At 53.8% G+C, this 18,217-nt stretch carries 15 protein-coding genes; 10 read left to right on the top strand and 5 right to left on the bottom strand.

Going from position 1 to position 18,217, the window contains the following annotated elements:
• The first annotated feature begins 6 nt into the window (after window positions 1-6).
• The 4 genes from LX66_RS02955 to LX66_RS02970 all read left to right on the top strand — a co-directional run bounded on the left by LX66_RS02955 (window position 7) and on the right by LX66_RS02970 (window position 7,363).
• A complete protein-coding gene (locus LX66_RS02955) occupies window positions 7-2,505 on the top strand; it encodes a bifunctional UDP-N-acetylmuramoyl-tripeptide:D-alanyl-D-alanine ligase/alanine racemase (protein WP_145710394.1) in 2,499 nt (832 codons plus the stop codon).
• A gap of 148 nt (window positions 2,506-2,653) precedes the next feature.
• The gene (locus LX66_RS02960; protein ID WP_145710395.1) at window positions 2,654-3,310 is read left to right on the top strand and encodes a lipoprotein signal peptidase; all 657 of its coding nucleotides are present in this window, start codon (window positions 2,654-2,656) and stop codon (window positions 3,308-3,310) included.
• An 89-nt stretch (window positions 3,311-3,399) separates the two neighbouring features.
• Entirely contained in the window at window positions 3,400-6,279 is a 2,880-nt protein-coding gene (locus LX66_RS02965) for a TonB-dependent receptor (RefSeq protein ID WP_145710396.1), read from the top strand.
• A gap of 115 nt (window positions 6,280-6,394) precedes the next feature.
• Window positions 6,395-7,363: a sulfite exporter TauE/SafE family protein gene (locus LX66_RS02970; RefSeq protein ID WP_145710397.1), complete on the top strand. Its 969-nt coding sequence runs from the start codon at window positions 6,395-6,397 to the stop codon at window positions 7,361-7,363.
• A gap of 121 nt (window positions 7,364-7,484) precedes the next feature.
• Here LX66_RS02970 and fumC read toward each other — a convergent pair whose 3' ends face one another.
• From fumC to LX66_RS02985, 3 genes are all read right to left on the bottom strand, one after another.
• A complete protein-coding gene (gene fumC / locus LX66_RS02975) occupies window positions 7,485-8,885 on the bottom strand; it encodes a class II fumarate hydratase (RefSeq protein WP_145710398.1) in 1,401 nt (466 codons plus the stop codon).
• 160 nt (window positions 8,886-9,045) lie between these two features.
• Complete coding sequence (locus tag LX66_RS02980; protein ID WP_145710399.1) at window positions 9,046-9,822, bottom strand: enoyl-CoA hydratase/isomerase family protein; 777 nt, start codon at window positions 9,820-9,822, stop codon at window positions 9,046-9,048.
• A gap of 29 nt (window positions 9,823-9,851) precedes the next feature.
• On the bottom strand, window positions 9,852-10,271 hold the full coding sequence (locus tag LX66_RS02985) for a cobalamin B12-binding domain-containing protein (protein ID WP_145710400.1): 420 nt from the start codon (window positions 10,269-10,271) through the stop codon (window positions 9,852-9,854).
• Between the two features lie 140 nt (window positions 10,272-10,411).
• Here LX66_RS02985 and LX66_RS02990 point away from each other — a divergent pair, with 140 nt between their 5' ends.
• From LX66_RS02990 to vapC, 3 genes are all read left to right on the top strand, one after another.
• Window positions 10,412-12,094 (top strand): glutamine--tRNA ligase/YqeY domain fusion protein, encoded by a 1,683-nt coding sequence (locus LX66_RS02990; RefSeq protein WP_145710401.1) that lies wholly within the window; start codon window positions 10,412-10,414, stop codon window positions 12,092-12,094.
• 108 nt (window positions 12,095-12,202) lie between these two features.
• Window positions 12,203-12,394, top strand: coding sequence for a type II toxin-antitoxin system VapB family antitoxin (locus LX66_RS02995; protein ID WP_145710402.1), 192 nt, complete (start codon window positions 12,203-12,205; stop codon window positions 12,392-12,394).
• Window positions 12,391-12,801: a type II toxin-antitoxin system VapC family toxin gene (gene vapC / locus LX66_RS03000; protein WP_145710403.1), complete on the top strand. Its 411-nt coding sequence runs from the start codon at window positions 12,391-12,393 to the stop codon at window positions 12,799-12,801. The genes LX66_RS02995 and vapC overlap by 4 nt, the downstream gene beginning before the upstream one ends.
• Window positions 12,802-12,923: 122 nt before the next feature.
• On the opposite strand, the gene gltX is transcribed toward vapC, so the two are convergent.
• Complete coding sequence (gene gltX / locus LX66_RS03005; protein WP_145710404.1) at window positions 12,924-14,456, bottom strand: glutamate--tRNA ligase; 1,533 nt, start codon at window positions 14,454-14,456, stop codon at window positions 12,924-12,926.
• Window positions 14,457-14,599: 143 nt separating this feature from the next.
• On the opposite strand from gltX, the gene LX66_RS03010 reads away from it, so the two are divergent.
• Entirely contained in the window at window positions 14,600-15,226 is a 627-nt protein-coding gene (locus LX66_RS03010; RefSeq protein WP_145710405.1) for a polysaccharide deacetylase family protein, read from the top strand.
• Window positions 15,227-15,294: 68 nt separating this feature from the next.
• Here the strand turns inward: LX66_RS03010 and LX66_RS03015 are convergent, their stop codons facing one another.
• Window positions 15,295-16,176, bottom strand: a complete 882-nt coding sequence (locus LX66_RS03015; protein WP_145710406.1) for a hypothetical protein — start codon at window positions 16,174-16,176, stop codon at window positions 15,295-15,297.
• A 120-nt stretch (window positions 16,177-16,296) separates the two neighbouring features.
• Here LX66_RS03015 and LX66_RS03020 point away from each other — a divergent pair, with 120 nt between their 5' ends.
• Window positions 16,297-17,067: a TatD family hydrolase gene (locus LX66_RS03020; RefSeq protein WP_145710407.1), complete on the top strand. Its 771-nt coding sequence runs from the start codon at window positions 16,297-16,299 to the stop codon at window positions 17,065-17,067.
• 42 nt (window positions 17,068-17,109) lie between these two features.
• A complete protein-coding gene (locus LX66_RS03025) occupies window positions 17,110-18,135 on the top strand; it encodes an asparaginase (RefSeq protein WP_145710408.1) in 1,026 nt (341 codons plus the stop codon).
• The last annotated feature ends 82 nt before the right edge of the window (window positions 18,136-18,217 follow it).

Below are 18,217 nucleotides of genomic sequence, written 5' to 3' on the forward strand. Positions count from 1 at the left end.
ATTATCGTGTACCACGCAGCAAATATCAGTAAGGTCCTGAAAGGCGAACTTTTACAGGACAGGGGATTTCCGGGGATAGCGCATATTTTGCTGGACAGCAGGAAACTCATTTTTCCTGAAACCTCCCTTTTCATTCCATTGGTCAGCGCCCGCCGCAATGCTCACCAGTACATACCGGTGCTGTATGAAAAAGGCGTGCGCAACTTCCTGGTCAGCGAGCATCTGCCGCTGGACCAATACCCGGACGCCAACATCATCCTGGTGAAGGATACCCTGCAGGCGTTACACCAGTTGGTGGCCTGGCACCGGCAGCAGTTCCACATCCCCGTGATAGGCATTACCGGCAGCAATGGCAAGACCATTGTGAAGGAATGGCTTTTCCAGCTACTGGAAAAAGATTACAATATTATACGCAGCCCCAAAAGCTATAACTCGCAGATAGGCGTACCGCTCTCCGTATGGCAGTTGCAGCCGGAGCACCAGCTCGCCATTTTCGAGGCCGGCATCTCCCAGCCGGGCGAAATGGAGCATCTCGAAAAGATCATCCGCCCCGGCATCGGCATCTTTACCAATATCGGCGAGGCCCATAATGAAGGCTTCCTCACCCAGCGGCAGAAGATCAACGAAAAGCTGGTGCTTTTTGCCAAAAGCGAGATCCTGATCTATTGCAAGGACTACCTAGAGCTGAACGAGTGCGTGCTCAATTTCCATACGCAGATCGGCAAGCGGGACAACCAGCAGGGACTGCAGCTACTGGCCTGGAGCCGCAAGACCGACGCGGACCTCCGCATTATCAGCGTGGATAAGGACCAGACACATACCCGCATTGACGCGCTGTACCAAAATGCGCCCCTGCATATCCGCATCCCCTTCGTGGACGAAGGCTCCGTGGAGAACGCCATTCACTGCTGGGCCCTTATGCTGTACCTGGGCATAGCGCCTGCCGTGATACAGCAGCGCATGGACCTGTTGGGGAACATCGCCATGCGCCTGGAGCTGAAGCAGGGCATCAACAACTGCTCCGTGATCAACGACAGCTATAACTCCGACCTGGGCTCCCTTACTATTGCGCTGGACTTTTTACAGCAGCAGCAACAACATCCTACCCGCACCGTCATTCTCAGCGATATCCTGCAGAGCGGCAAAAGCGACGCCTCGCTGTACGAGGAAGTGGCCGGCCTCCTGCAGCAAAAAGGCATTCACAAGTTCATCGGCATCGGCAAGAATATTAACCGGGAAAAGAAGCGCTTCCAGGATGTGGAAGGGCTGAAAAGCCTGTTCTTCCCCACTACGGAAGCATTCATACAGCAGTTCAACCAGCAGGATTTCCAGCATGAGACCATCCTGCTGAAAGGCGCACGCATATACGAGTTTGAGCGCATTGGCAAGCTGCTGGAGCACAAAGTGCACCAGACCATCCTGGAGATCAACCTCAGCGCGATGGCGCACAATGTCAGGCAGTACCAGTCCCTGCTGAAGCCCGGCATCAAACTGATGGCCATGGTAAAGGCCTTTTCCTACGGCAGCGGCAGCTTTGAAATTGCCAACCTGCTGCAGTTCCACGGCGTGGACTACCTGGCCGTGGCCTATGCGGATGAAGGCGTGGAGCTGAGAAGGGCCGGCATTACCATGCCCATTATGGTCATGAACCCGGAGCCCGGCTCTTTTGACGCCATCCTGCAATGGAACCTGGAGCCGGAAATATACTCCCTGCACCTGCTGCAGCAGTTTGAGGAAGAGGTGCGCAGCTCCGGCAAAACGGATTTCCCCATCCACATCAAGCTGGATACGGGTATGCACCGCCTGGGCTTTGAGAAAAAGGACATACCGGCGCTGGCCCTGCTGCTCACGGAGAACGGGCAGCTAAAAGTGCGGTCCATTTTCAGTCACCTGGCTGCCAGCGAAGATCCCGGCAAGGATGCGTTTACCCAGCAGCAGGGCCGCCTGTTCTTTGATATGAGCCATGAGCTGCAAAAAGCGCTGGGCTATACGGGCATCCGGCATATTGCCAACAGTGCGGCCATACACCGCCACCCCGAGCTGCAACTGGATATGGTGCGCCTGGGCATTGGCATGTACGGTATTGACAACGGCGACATGCGGGAAAAGCTCCGTAATGTAAGCACGCTCAAAACCACGGTGGCGCAGGTAAAGCGCCTGCAGCCCGGCGAAACGGTGGGCTACGGCGCCCAATGGGCCGCGCCGGGACCGGCTACCATTGCTACCGTTCGTATAGGCTATGCCGATGGCTATCCCCGCTGCCTCAGCAACGGGGTGGGTAAAATGCTCATCCACGGCAAGCTGGCCCCCGTAGCCGGCATCGTTGCCATGGACATGCTCATGCTGGACGTGACCCATATCCCGGAAGTGGCGGAAGGCGACGAAGTGATCGTATTCGGGAAAGACCTGCCGGTGCAGCAACTGGCGCAGTGGGCCGGCACCATTCCCTATGAGATACTGACCGGCATCTCGCAAAGGGTAAAAAGGATCTATTTTGAGGAATGATCCTGTTTTCCCTTTAAATAAAACTGTTATTTTTGGTGAAATTTAATATCCCCGGGTGTAATGAAACCAAGCACGATAAACACTTCTCATAAATGGGCATGTTAATGCGAGGTTCCATCTGACCTTTGAAAAAGACAAATATTAGCAGATGAAATACCGTCACGTAGTACTCATAGTTATATTGATCCTGGTCATAGACCAGGCGCTGAAGTTCTGGATCAAGACCCACATGTACATGCAGCAGGAGTTTATCATATTCCCCAACTGGTTCCGCATACATTTTATCGAGAATGAGGGCATGGCCTACGGCCTCAAATTTGGCGGCGATTTTGGCAAGATCCTGCTCACCCTTTTCCGCCTGGCCGCCGTGGTGATCGGGTTCTGGTACATGAAAAAGCTGGTGCGCCAGCAGTTCCATACCGGCCTGCTCATCTGTGGCTCCCTGATACTGGCCGGTGCGGCCGGCAACCTGATAGACAGCATGTTCTACGGCCTGATATTCAGCGACAGTACCTATGACATTGCCCGTTTCCTGCCTGCAGAAGGCGGTTACGGCGCCTTCCTGCACGGCAAGGTGGTGGATATGCTGTACTTCCCCATTTATGAGGGCTACCTGCCCAAATGGATACCCTTTAAGGGAGGCGATTATTTTATCTTCTTCCGGCCGGTGTTCAACATTGCCGATGCCGCCATTTCCACCGGCGTGATCACCATCCTGATCTTCCAGAAACGTTTCTTCAGCAAGCAACTGGAAGCTTCCCGCGCTGACCGTAATGAGCCCATCGTAAACGGCGCGGTGGAATAGCAGTCTCTCCCTCTTCCCGGATTTTTTTTCTTCCCTGTTTGAAAAATTGATTTCCCGTACTACATTTGTCTACAAATTCTATAGATTATATGGAAATATTAGTACAATACAAACGGGCCCTGTATTACGGGCTGCTGCCGCTCCTGCTGCCCATACTGGCCCATGCCCAGAGCGCCTCGCTCATCGAAGTTTCGGGAAAGGTCACCGATCAGCAGCAGGCGCCGCTGGCGGATGTAAGCATACAGGTAAAAGGCACAGTGTCCGGCACCATTACCGGTAAGAACGGGGATTTCACGCTGCGCACCCGCACAAAGCTGCCCTTTACGCTGCTGATCTCTTCCGTGGGCTTTCAGCCACAGGAGCTGGAGGTGACCAGCCTGGGCGCCCACCTGCAGATAGCGCTGGCTACACAAACCGTGCTGGGGCACGAGGTGGTGATAACGGCCTCCCGGGTGCCGGAAAGTATCCTGCGCTCGCCGGTAGCGGTAGAAAAGCTGGACATCCGCGCCATCAGGGAAGTAGCGGCACCCGGCTTTTACGATGCGCTGGAAAATGTGAAAGGCGTGCAGATGCTCACCTCCAGCCTGACCTTTAAAGTGCCCAATACCCGCGGGTTCAATGTGCCCAACAATTTCCGCTTCCTGCAACTGGTGGATGGGGTGGACATGCAGGCAGCCACGCTGGGCGTGCCGTTGGGCAACGCTATCGGCCCTACAGAACTGGATATTGAAGCCGTGGAGATCACGCCCGGGGCGGCTTCTGCCCTGTATGGGATGAACGCCATCAACGGCATTGCCAACCTGCAAACCAAAAACCCCTTTAAATACCAGGGTCTCAGCATTTACCAGAAAACAGGGATCAACCACGTAGATGGTAAGGACCGGGACCCCGGCCTGCTCACGGAAACGGCTATCCGCTATGCAAAGGCGTTCAACAATAAATTTGCTTTCAAGGTCAACTTCAGCGCATTGAAAGGAACAGACTGGGTGGCCAACGGGCTCACCGACCAAAACCCGCAAAGCAAGGCTACGGCCAACCCGGGCTTCCCGGAGCTGTCCGGGGACAACAACCCGGCCCGGGACCAGTGGAGCCGCTACGGCGACGACCGCCAGGCCCGGCAGGCTATTTCCGTACAGTACCGGGGTAAAACCGAAACCTTCAACGTGGCCCGCACCGGCTATCTTGAAAAGGACCTTATCTATCCCGATGTGCGCAATATCAAGGCGGACGCCAGTGTGTTCTACAAGCTCAACGATCACCTGGAGCTGTCCTACGGCTACCGCTACGGCATTATGGACGGGGTTTTCCAGCGGGGCAACCGCATCCAGCTCAAAGATGTGACAGTGCAGAACCACAAGCTGGAGCTGCGCGGCGACCATTTGCTGGTACGTGGCTATATCCTGAAAGAGAATACGGGTAAATCCTATAACCTTAACCCGCTGGCTTATAACCTGGACCTGAGCCATGCCAGCAACGCGGAATGGGGCGCCCGCTTCAAAGATGCGTTGCAAAAGCAACTGGATAATAACGCAGACCTGGTTACAGCCATGCAACAGGCCAGGGCAGCGGCAGACCAGGGCCGGGCCGAGCCGGGCACCCCGCAGTTTGAGGCGCTGAAAAACACGATCGTCAACTCCAATAAATGGGACATTGTTTCCGCCACCACGCCGGACGGCGCACCTAACGGGGGCGCAGCGGTATGGCAATACAGCACCACCTACCACCTGGAATTCCAGTACAGCCTCCCGCAGGTAAAATGGGCGGATGTGCTGGTAGGCGGCGATTTCCGGCGCTATGCCGTAACGCCGGACGGCAATACTTTTGTGGACCTTTCCCGTCCGCTGGACGAAAGGACCGTGCCGGACAAGAACGGCTCCTTTGGCAGCAAGCAGTATTACACCAAGTACGGCGCCTTTGGCCAGGTGACCAAACTGTTCCTGGACGACAAGCTCAGGATATCCGCCTCCGCCCGCGTGGACCGCAATACAGAATTCAGCGCCAGGTTCAATCCGCGCGTGGCGGCCGTGTACAGCCTGGCAGACAAGCATCATTTCCGGGCGTCGTTCCAGAACGGGTACCGCTTTCCCGCGCTGTTTGAAGCCCTGTCATTTCTCAATAACGCCAGTGTGCGCAGGGTAGGCGGGCTGGCCCGGGTAAATGAAGGGATCGGCTACCTGGAAAATTCGTATACACTGGCCTCCTATGACGCCTTTACCGCTGCCGTGAACGCAGACGTGAACAATGGCATGAACCAGGCGGACGCGGCGCTCAAAAACAGGGAGCTGCTGCAGGTGGCCAACCTGCCGGTGATGGAGCCGGAAAGCATCCGCTCCTTCGAGATAGGCTACAAGAGCGTGCTGCTGAATAACAAGCTGGTAGTGGATTTTGATGCGTACCATAATTCCTATAAGGGCTTCCTGGGCCAGGTGGAAGTAGCCGTGCCCACCAGCGGCCCGGTAGGATCGGATGCGGCCGTACTGGATATGCTGACGCGCTCCAAACAGGACCGCTACCGGGTATTTACCAATGCGAAGAACGTGTATAACAGCTACGGATCATCCCTGGGCCTCACCTGGATCTTTTACAAAAAGTTCACCCTGTCCGGCAATGCCAACTATAACAAACTGTCCGACAATCCTGCCCCGGACCTGTTTGCCACCGGCTTCAATACCCCGGCCTGGGTGGCCAATCTTTCCTTCAGCAACCGGGAGCTGTTCAAAAATGTAGGCTTTAACGTGGTATGGCGCTGGCAGGACAAGCTATACTGGGAAAGCACGCTGGCCAATGGCTGGGTGCCGGCCTATACCACCATTGACGCCCAGGTGAATGTGCGCTTCCCCAAGCTGCGATCCACCGTCAAGGTAGGTGGCAGCAATATCTTTAACCGGCGCTATGTGCAGTTTGCCGCCGGCCCCACCATTGGAGCACTGTATTATGCAGCCATCACGGTGGACGGGCTGCTGAAATAGTCCCTGCTGCAGTACAGCCGCGCAGAGACATTTTTTTCGCTATTTATTTGGAGATGCTGGTAATTACGACTACCTTTAGTCTATAATTTATATAGACTATATAATTTATGGTATTATGTCGCATAACGAGGTGATAGATAAACTGGAACAACAACCGGCTACGCTGAGAAGGCAGGAAATGCTCATAACGCTGGTAAACGAAGAGAACAAGAAGAAAAGGGGCCTCTGGATCCTGATCACCTTGTTGGCTTTAGTGACTGCGGGCGGCTTGTGGATGACCTACTATTACAATGTTCCGGCTGCTACCCAAACCAGGGTCTATCACTTCATTCAATCGCTCTTCACCTCCCAGTTGCTGTTCTACATAGGGGTAGGGCTGGCCGCACAGATGGTGGACGGCGCGCTGGGTATGGCATACGGCGCCACTTCCTCTTCCCTGCTGCTGGGCCTGGGCATTCCCCCGGCTATTTCCAGCGCCAGCGTGCATGTGGCGGAAGTATTCACCACCGGCGCATCCGGCATTGCGCACTTCCGGCTGGGCAATGTAAACAAGAAGTTGTTCTTATACCTGCTCATACCCGGTATGACAGGGGCCATCATAGGTGCATACCTGCTTTCGGACAAGATAGACGGGAATGTGATCAAACCTTTTATGAGCGCCTACCTGATGATACTGGGCATCATCATTTTGCGGAAAGCGCTGCAGAGCCAGCGCCGCAAGAGCAAAGTAAAGCGCCTGGGGCCCCTGGCCTTTTTCGGCGGCTTCATGGACGCTATTGGCGGCGGCGGCTGGGGACCGATCGTGACCTCCACCCTGCTGAGCAAGGGTCGTGCCGTACACTACACTATTGGTTCTGTAAATGCGGCGGAATTCTTCATTTCCGCTTCCAGCGCCACCACTTTCCTGATATTTACGGGCGTAGATAGCTGGCAGGTGATCATAGGGCTGATCATAGGCGGGGTAATGGCTTCCCCCTTTGCCGCTATCCTGGTGCGCCGCATCAAGCGCAAGCCGCTGATGATCATGGTAGGCGTAATGGTGATACTGCTGAGCCTCCGGACCATTATCCTCAGCCTGTTGTAAAAAATTCCAAAATCCAAAATCCAAATCCCAAACTGGCGGCAGTCTCCTGACTACCTGTAACAGTACAGTACTATTGGTGGCCTGCCCACATTTTGGGATTTGGATTTTGGATTTTGGAATTTTACTTAATCTCCCCTACCATTTTAGCCGGGTCTACCCATTCATCAAACTGCTCAGGCGTTACATAACCCAGCTTCACGGCCATTTCCTTCAGGGTAGTGCCTTCGTGGTGCGCTTTCTGCGCGATCTCCGCCGCCTTGTAGTAACCAATTTTGGTATTGAGGGCCGTTACCAGCATCAGGGAATTATCCACGTGCTTTTTGATATTGGCTTCGATAGGCGCCAGGCCTTCCGCACACTTGTCATTGAAGCTTACGCAGCCGTCGCCGATCAGGCGGGCGCTGTGCAGGAAGTTATAGATCATCACGGGCTTGAACACGTTCAGCTCAAAATGGCCGGTAGCGCCGCCAATGTTGATCGCCACATCATTACCCAGCACCTGTGCTGCAATCATGGTAAGCGCCTCGCATTGCGTGGGATTTACCTTGCCGGGCATGATGGAAGAACCGGGCTCATTGTCCGGTATGAACAGCTCCCCGATGCCGGAACGGGGACCGGAGCTGAGCATGCGGATGTCGTTGGCTATTTTCATGAGGCTCACCGCCACGGTCTTCAGGGCGCCGTGGGCTTCCACGATGGCATCATGCGCCGCCAGGGCCTCGAATTTATTCTCCGCGGTCACAAAGGGCAGGCCGGTCAGTTCCGCGATTTTCTTTGCTACGTTCACCGCATAGCCTTTGGGCGTGTTAATGCCGGTGCCTACCGCCGTTCCGCCCAGGGCCAGTTCGCTCAGGTGGGCCAGGGTATTGTGAATGGCTTTCAGCCCGTGGTCCAGTTGGGACACATAGCCGCTGATCTCCTGACCTACGGTAAGCGGGGTAGCATCCATAAAGTGGGTGCGCCCTATCTTCACCACGTGCTTGTACGCTTCCGCCTTTGCCGCCAGCGTGTTGCGCAGTTTGGTGATACCGGGTATGGTTACCTCCACCAGCATTTTGTACGCGGCAATATGCATGGCAGTGGGGAATGTATCGTTGGAGGACTGGGACTTGTTCACATCGTCATTGGGGTGTATCACCTTGTCCTTGTCGGTGAGCTGGCCGCCATTCAGCACATGGGCGCGGTAGGCCACCACTTCGTTCACGTTCATGTTGGATTGGGTACCGGAGCCGGTTTGCCACACCACCAGCGGGAACTCGCCATCCAGCTTGCCTTCCAGTATTTCGTCACATGCTTTCGCGATCAGGTCCGCTTTTTCCTTCGGCAGTACGCCGGCATCCAGGTTGGTAAGGGCGGCGGCTTTTTTCAGATAGGCAAACGCCCGGATGATCTCCCGGGGCATTTTGTTGATGTCCTGTGCTATCCTGAAATTATCGATGGAGCGCTGGGTCTGGGCGCCATAATAGGCATTCACCGGCACCTGCACCTCGCCCATCGTGTCTTTCTCTATTCTGAATTCCATATGCTTGAATTTTGAGCCACGAAATTAATTAACAATTAAGAATTAATAATTAATAATACTCGTTGTATAAGTGCTTCAACGCAACTTTAGGGCATTTACATTCAGTTGAAACACCTGTGTTACAATTATTAATTATCAATTCTTAATTGTTAATTACTAATTACTCCCCGGTAAAGCGGGGCTGCCTTTTCTGGGTAAAGGCCTCCGCCCCTTCCTGCAGGTCGCGGGTGGCAAAGCAGGCGCCAAACTCATCGATCTCCATCGCGAAGCCGTCCACATCCTTGTCCAGCGCGGCATGCACGCATTTTATCACCTTGGCCACGGCCAGCGGCGCTTTGGCATGCACCTTCTTCAATATTTCCTTTGCTTTCTCCAGCAGGGCTTCCCGCTCCACTACATGATTCACCAGCCCCATGGCAAAAGCGTCTGCAGCGCTGATCATGTCGCCGGTCAGCATCAGCTCCATGGCGCGGCCTTTCCCTACCAACTGGGTGAGGCGCTGGGTGCCGCCGTAGCCGGGTATCAGGCCCAGGTTCACTTCCGGCTGCCCAAAGCGGGCGTTGGTGCTGGCTATACGAAAATGGCAGGCCATGGCCAGCTCGCAGCCGCCGCCCAGCGCAAAACCGTTCACCGCCGCTATCACAGGCTTGGGGCATTCCTCGATGCGCTGGAAAATGGTATGCCCTTTTTTAGCCAGCGTTGCGCCCTGCTCCGGCGAGAGGGTAAGGAACTCCGCGATATCCGCGCCCGCTACAAACGCCTTTTCGCCGGCGCCGGTAATGATGGCGCTTTTGATCTCCTTTTTCTTGTACACCTCATCTACGGCCAGCGCCAGTTCCGCCATGACCGTCTTGTTCAGCGCATTCATCTTATCGGGCCGGTTAATGGCTATGACCAGGATATTATCTTCCAGGGTAGTACTGATGGTCTGGTACATGGTTACTCGGTTTGATTTAAGGACCTAAGTTAAAAATTTCGGTGCTCACTCACCCAATCCGTAATATACCCGGCAATTTCCTGGGTATGGGTACCGGGCGGGAACAGCCTGCCCACACCCTGCTGCTGCAGCGCCTGCATATCGGCATCCGGGATAATGCCGCCGCCGGTCAGCAGCACGTCATCCATGCCTTTTTCCTTCATCAGGGCCATGATCCTGGGAAATACGGTCATATGCGCGCCGGAAAGTATGCTGACGCCAATGGCATCCACATCTTCCTGCAAAGCGGCGTTTACCACCATTTCCGGTGTCTGGCGCAGGCCGGTATAGATCACTTCCATGCCGGCGTCGCGCAGGGCGGCAGCAATCACTTTTGCTCCGCGATCGTGGCCGTCCAGGCCCACTTTAGCTACCAGTACCCTTACCGGGCGTTTCAGGGGATGGGTCATTTCGTTGGTGTATTAAGGGGATAAATGTACAATTTTAGTGGTTAGCCAGCAGCAGCCGCTCCCGTCTGCACGGCTAAAAGCTACCCGCTAATCGCTAATTTACGTACCTTTGCCAATCGTAAAATTACAATCGCTTATATATGAGTGAAGAAAGATCTCTTAACTTTCTGGAACAGATCATCGAAGAAGATATCGCCAAAGGCATCCATGGCGGACGGGTGCATACGCGCTTCCCGCCGGAGCCCAATGGCTACCTCCATATAGGACATGCCAAGTCCATCTGCCTCAATTTTGGCCTGGCCAAAAAGTACAATGGCCTGACCAACCTGCGTTTTGACGATACCAACCCGATCACCGAGGATACGGAATATGTAGACTCTATCAAGGCGGATATCCGCTGGCTGGGCTTTGAATGGGCGGAGGAACACTATGCTTCCGATTATTTTGAACAGTTATACGAATTTGCCGTGGCCCTGATCAAAAAAGGGCTGGCTTACGTGGACGATTCCACACCCGAGGAGATTGCGGCCATGAAAGGCACGCCTACCGAGCCGGGCAAGGAAAGCCCCTACCGCAGCCGCAGCGTGGAGGAAAACCTGCAACTGTTCGAGAACATGCGCAACGGCATGTACAAGGACGGCGAAAGAGTGCTGCGGGCCAAAATAGACATGGCGGCTCCCAACATGCACCTGCGCGACCCGCTGATGTACCGCATCAAGCATGCGCACCATCACCGTACCGGCGATAAATGGTGCATCTATCCCATGTACGATTTTGCACACGGGCAGAGCGACAGCATCGAGCATATTACCCATTCCATCTGTACGCTGGAATTTGTGCCGCACCGCCCGCTGTACGACTGGTTCATTGACAAATTGGAGATATTCCCCTCCCACCAGTATGAATTTGCCCGGCTGAGCCTGAACTATACGGTAACGAGCAAACGCAAGCTGAAACAACTGGTGTCTGACGGTATCGTGAGAGGCTGGGACGATCCCCGCATGCCTACCCTCAGCGCCCTGCGCCGCCGGGGATACACCCCCGCCAGCATCCGCGCTTTCTGCGAGCGCGTGGGCGTGCAGAAACGGGACAATATCATTGAAGTAGGGCTGCTGGAATATTTTATCCGCGAAGAGCTGAACCGGACTGCCAACCGCGTTATGGCCGTGCTGGACCCGGTCAGGCTGGTGATCACCAATTACCCGGCAGACCGGGTGGAAGCGCTGCAGGCCGAAAACAACCCGGAAGACGCCAGCGCCGGCCACCGTACCGTGCCCTTCAGCAATACGCTGTACATAGAGCGGGAGGACTTCATGGAAAACCCGCCCAAAAAATTCTTCCGCCTGGCGCCCGGCCAGATGGTGCGCCTGAAGTATGCCTATATCATCAAATGCGACAGCGTTGAGAAAGATGCCGATGGCAACATTACCACCATTTACTGCTCCTACCTGCCGGAAAGCCGCAGCGGAGGCGATGCCAGCGGCATCAGCGTAAAAGGCACCATTCACTGGGTGAGCGCCGCACATGCCGCTACAGCGGAGGTGCGCCTGTACGACCGTCTTTTCAAAGTGGAGGACCCGGGCAATGAGGAAGGGGATTTCAAATCCTATATCAATCCAGACTCCCTGCAGGTAGTGTCCAATGCCTATATAGAGCCGGCCCTGGCCAGCGCCAAAACCGGCGACCGTTTCCAGTTCCTGCGCAAAGGCTACTTCTGCGTAGACCCGGATACCACTACCGGCAAGCTGGTGTTTAACCGCACGGTAACGTTAAAGGATACCTGGGCCAAGGAAGCCTCGAAAGGGGAGAAGGCGAAGGCGTAAAAAAATGATATTTATATTTTAAAACCCTCCGGAAGTCCTGTGGCCTTTGGAGGTTTTTAATGTGTATAATTTTCGTTATTTTTGTGTATACCTTAAAATGAAAATAACATGCGTACCAATATAGAATTAGACGAGCACCTTGTAAAGCAGGCTATGTCCTTAAGTAATATTAAGACCAAAAAAGAGGTCATAAATATCGCCTTAAAGAACTTTGTAGCCTGGATGAAAAGAAAGGAACTGTTGGATTTAAAAGGGAAAGTTAAATGGGAAGGTAACCTTAGCGAAATGCGTAGTATATGAGTGCGCCGCTTCTTTTTGATACTTCTGTATGGATCGCATTCTTTCATAACAGCAAAGAGACAGCGGAAACCGGCTTGTTGGCACAATATATAGATGATAACCACCCCATACATTTAACGCCTACCATTCTCCAGGAAATATTACAGGGTATAAAAGATGATGCTCATTTTAAAAAAATAAAGGAGCTGCTATCCTGGTTCAATATGCTGGAGTTGGATCCCACACAGGCAGCCATTGGCGCGGCAACGCTATATAGGTCCTTACGCAAAAAAGGAGCCACCGTCCGGAAAAGCAATGATGTCCTGATTGCCTTTTATGCTATAACATTTAACATCAGGCTCGTGCATTTGGACAGGGACTTTGAACTGATCAGCCAGCATACAGGGTTAAAATGCAGGAAGCCCTGATAAGAATATCAAATGTAAAAGTTGGTGGTTATGCATATTTAAGGCATAATGCCTCATTGCAACATACCTGCCAACTTTTACATTTTACATTTTACATTTGAAATTTGGCATTTTACATTCTTTTATGCATCAAACACCGGTACCGCCTTCATGATCCTGGCAATGGTCTCGTGCTTGCCCAGCATTTCGGCAATGTTGAACACCGGCGGGCCGAATTTACCACCACACAGCATGATGCGGAGCGGCAACTGCAGCTCCCCTACTTTCATGTTCATGGAAGTGGCCAGTTGCTTAAAGCTGTCCTCTATGCCGGCCAGCGAAAAGTCGGACAGTGTTTCCAGTACGGAGCCCCATTCCAGGAAGAACTGCCGCTTGTCGGCGTTCCACTTGGGCTTTACAGCGGCCGTATCATAGGTTTCCGGTTGCTGGAAAAAGAAAAAGCTGTGGTCCCATATTTCATTCACCAGGTTGCAGCGCTCCTTTACCATGCCTGCTATATTGGCTACATACTCTTCGGATGCCTGCACGCCTTTTTCCTGCAGCAGCGGCATCAGTAGCTGCGCCAGCCGCCGGTTATCGGCTTTCACCAGGTACTGGTGGTTAAACCAGTTGGCCTTTTCAATATTGAACCTGGCGCCGGCATGGTGCACGCGGGATACGGAGAATTTCTCCACCAGCTCATCCAGGGTGAACAGCTCCTGCCCGGTGCCGTCATTCCAGCCCAGCATGGCCAGCATGTTGATGAACGCTTCCGGCAGGTAGCCCATTTCGCGGAAGCCTTTGGTGAACTCGCCGCTGCGGGGATCGTTCCAGTTCATGGCATATACGGGGAAGCCTAAACGGTCGCCGTCCCGTTTGCTCAGCTTGCCGTTACCGTCCGGGCGCAGTATCAGGGGCAGGTGGGCCCATTGGGGCATCTGCTCTTCCCAGCCCAGGTAGCGCCACAGCAGGATGTGCACCGGTGCGGAGGGCAGCCATTCCTCGCCGCGGAATACATGGCTGATCTTCATCAGGTAGTCGTCCACCACCACTGCCAGGTGGTAGGTGGGCATGCCATCCGCTTTCAGCAGCACCTTATCATCCACGGTGCCCGTATTAAATTGCACTTCTCCGCGTATCATGTCGGTAAAAGCAACTTCCTCGCTGGCGGGCATTTTAATGCGGATCACATGCGGGGTGCCGGCAGCCAGCAGTTGCGCCGTTTCTTCCGGCAACAGGCGCAGGGAATTGCGCATGTGGGGACGCACAATGTGGTTGTATTGCGGAGATGGATTGTCGTCCGTTTTGAGGCGGGCGCGCATGGCGTCCAGCTCTTCAGGGGTATCAAAAGCGTAATACGCGTAGCCGTCCTTTACCAGTTGCTCGGCATACTGCCGGTACATATCCTTTCGCTCGCTTTGACGGTAGGGACCATAAGGCCCGCCTGCATGCGGCCCTTCGTCCGCCTCCAGCCCGCACCAGCGCAGGCATTCCAGGATGTATTCCTCTGCTCCTGCCACATACCTGGTTTGGTCCGTATCTTCTATCCGCAGCACGAAATCGCCTTTGTGCTGCCTGGCATACAGGTAATTGAATAAAACAGTGCGCATCCCGCCCAGGTGCAGGCCACCGGTAGGGCTTGGTGCAAAGCGTACCCTTACTTTTTTGTGTTCCATACGGCAAAAGTAGGAAATAGGAAGTAAGATGCAGGAAGTAAGATGCAGGAAATATATTAACTTTATTAAGGTTAATTCATACATCAATATTTCATAACTTCAAACAACAAACGGCAGGCATCATACCTCATACTTCTTACCGCATGTTCTACCTTACTTCAACGCCCGGCATCCTGAAAGCCCTTTACAGCAGTTGCACCTGGCAACTGTCGCCGGCCAGGCAGGCCGTTTACCTTACTTTTGACGACGGTCCGCACCCGCAGGCCACTCCGTTTGTAATGGAGCAGTTGAAAAAATATGATGCCAAAGCCACCTTTTTCTGTATCGGCAAAAATGTGATGGAGCACCCGGGCATCTACCAGCAGTTGCTGGAAGAAGGGCATACCGTGGGCAATCATACCCACAACCACCTCAATGGCTGGAAAACCCGCACCGGCACCTACATCGACAATATACTGGAGGCCGGTAAATACATTGATTCTCCCCTGTTCCGGCCCCCTTACGGCAGGATCACCCCCTTCCAAGTAAGACAGTTGAAAAAGCGCATGCCCGGCGCCAGGATCATTATGTGGGATGTGCTAAGCGCAGATTTTGATACGGCCCTTACCGGGGAAGCCTGCGTGCAGCATGTAGTGTTCAGGGCCAAACCGGGGTCTATCGTAGTGTTCCATGACAGTGCAAAGGCATGGGACCGGCTTTCGTATGCCCTTCCGCGTGTGCTGGAATTCTGTAAGAAGCAAAAATGGAAGGTAGAGGGGATCCCCCTGTAATAAGCAAATGTGCAAATGGAAAGCATGAGCCGGTCCACCTGCACATTCGCCTGTTTATTGAACTATTCTTATCGCGGTAAAATCGCGCCCTTCATCTTGTCTCCTATGGTGATGGTTACGGAATCATCGCAGATACCGGTACCGTAGTCAATGGTAGCAGTCAACTGGTTAAAGGTAACTTCAGCTTTGCCTTTGCCGATCCAGGGGCAGGCCAGTGCTTTTACCAGGGCCTCTTTTACGGTATAGGTAACTATGGTGCCGCCCGGGTAGGTCAGGCTGGCAGTACCGGTGCCGCTGTAAAAGTCGTCGTCCGTGTCAAAGGGCGTACCGGTGCCTTCTGTCTGGCTGATGGTCTTGTCGCAGGTATAGCCAAACGTCAGCGAATCCAGCTTGATAGCGCCGCCGGTTACCTTGGTGCTGTATTTAAACCCGTTGCTGTTGCTAAGGTTGGTGATCACTTTGGTGCCCTCCAGCCTGATGCCGTTTATGGAGTAATTGTCCAGCGTAATGGTGACTACGCTGCCGGGCAACAGGATGTAGTTGCTGATCTTCATGATCACCTTGCCGGCGCGCACGCGTCCGTCCTGGCCGGTGCAGGCGCTGTCAAAGTCCAGGGTCAGGGTTTTGGGCCATTTGCCGGCAGTGGCATCGTCCAGCGTACGGTCAAAACAGGTGCCCAGCTTATGGTTTACGTCCTCCTGCGGAGCGCGGCGGCCTTCCGCATGCAGGCCCTCTTCCTGGCCGGCCTGCAGGGCCACGTCAAACAGGTCGTCGTACAGGGTGCCTACCTGCGCCTCATAGGCGGCCGCAGCCAGCACTTCATTATCTCTTTTATCGGTCTCCGGGGATGCCTCGTCATTGCTTTTGCTGCAGGCAAAGAAAACGACAGCCATCGCCAGCAACAGGATCATTATGGCAAAAATGCGGTTGAAGCAAAAATAGCTCTTCATGGTAGGATAGTTTTTCTTAGGACTTTACCTTTGTGCCAAGATTTGATAAAATATTAAGGATTTTACAAATTTAAAAAAATTCTATTCAAATATTATTAATAATCGTGTTAAAAGAGTGTTATGCAGTGGATTGACACACATGCCCACCTGTACGGAAAGGAATTTGGGCAGGACCGGGCCGCGATGATCACCCGGGCCCTGGAGCTGGGTGTAGATAAACTGCTGCTACCCAATATTGACTGCGCGTCCATAGCGGGCATGCTGGCCCTGGAAGAGCAGTTTCCCGGCCACTGCCATGCCATGATGGGGCTGCACCCCTGCTACGTGGAGGAAAACCCTGAGCCTGCAATGGCGCTGGTAAGGGAATGGCTGGCCAAACGGCCCTTTATAGCGGTAGGTGAAATAGGGCTGGACTTTTACTGGGACACCACCCATGCGGAGCAGCAGTACCGCGTGTTCCGCGAGCAACTGCAACTGGCCAAACAGTACCGCCTGCCGGTAGCGATCCACAGCCGGGAAAGCACCCGCCAGTGCATAGATGAAGTAAAAGCACTACAGGACGGCCAACTGACCGGCGTGTTCCACTGCTTTTCCGGCACCCTGGAGGAAGCCAAGGAGGTGATAGACCTCGGGTTTTACCTGGGCATCGGCGGCGTGGTGACCTTCAAAAAGTCCGGCCTGGATAAAATAGTGGAACAGGTGGACCTGCAGCACATTGTGCTGGAAACGGACGCACCTTACCTGGCCCCGGTGCCTTACCGTGGCAAACGCAATGAAAGCGCCTACATCCCCCTGATCGGGGAAAAGATCGCGGATATAAAAAATCTAAAAATTGAGGAGGTCGCTGCGGTTACCACCAGCAATGCCCGGAAATTATTCAAATCCATCTAATTGATTAGTGGATACCTTTGCGGCAATCCAGGCGTTTTGAGAATGAGTAAAATTCTGATCATTTACACGGGGGGCACAGTAGGCATGATCTACGACGAAAAAACGAAAGCGCTCCGTCCGATAGGCTTTAACGAGATCCGCAATAACTTACCGGAACTGTACCGGATGGGGATCGATTTCTATGTATACGCCTTTAACCCGCCGATAGACTCCTCCGACATGCAGCCGGAAGTATGGGTAGAGCTGGCCGGCATTATAGAAGACCGCTATGAGCGGTACGACGGTTTTGTGATACTGCACGGATCGGACACGATGTCCTTTACCGCCTCCGCCCTCAGCTTCATGCTGGAAAACCTTTCCAAGCCCGTGATACTTACCGGCTCCCAACTGCCCATCGGCAAAATACGCACGGATGCCAAGGAAAATATCATTACCGCCATGGAGATAGCCGCCACCCGGCTGAACGGGCACGTGATGATACCGGAAGTGTGCATTTATTTTGACTTCTCCCTGTTCCGCGGCAATCGCTCCAAGAAATACAACGCCGAAAAGTTCGAAGCCTTTTATTCCATGAACTACCCGCCCCTGGCGGAAGCCGGCATTGATATCAAGTACAAGCGGCAGTTTGTGCTGCCCCACCCCGTAAAGCCCCTGGTGGTGCACAAGCACCTGGACGACAATGTGACGGTGCTGAAGATCTTCCCCGGCATTACCCGCAAGGCGGTAGAGGCTACCCTGAATGTGCCCGGCCTGAAAGGCGTGGTGCTGGAAACTTTTGGCAACGGTAATGCCAACACGCAGCCCTGGTTCATTGAAAGCCTGAAAAAAGCCATCGACCAGGGAGTGATCGTAGTGGATATTACCCAGTGCGACGGCGGCTCCGTAGAACTGGGCAAGTATGAAACCAGCCAATACCTCAAGGAAATAGGCGTGATCAGCGGCCATGACATGACCTTTGAAGCCGCTATCACCAAGCTGATGTTCGTGCTGGGCCAGGATCTGCCCCCGGAAGACGCCAAGCGGATGATAGAAATGCCGTTAAGAGGGGAGCTGACAGTGAATGATTAGTGTAACACCTGTCGCCGCTCAAACGTTCCACCCTAAGTAAATTATCCTTATTTTTATTTTTCATTGTATTTGATCTGACCAC

The sequence above is a fragment of the Chitinophaga japonensis genome, from assembly GCF_007830125.1.
GTDB lineage: Bacteria > Bacteroidota > Bacteroidia > Chitinophagales > Chitinophagaceae > Chitinophaga > Chitinophaga japonensis.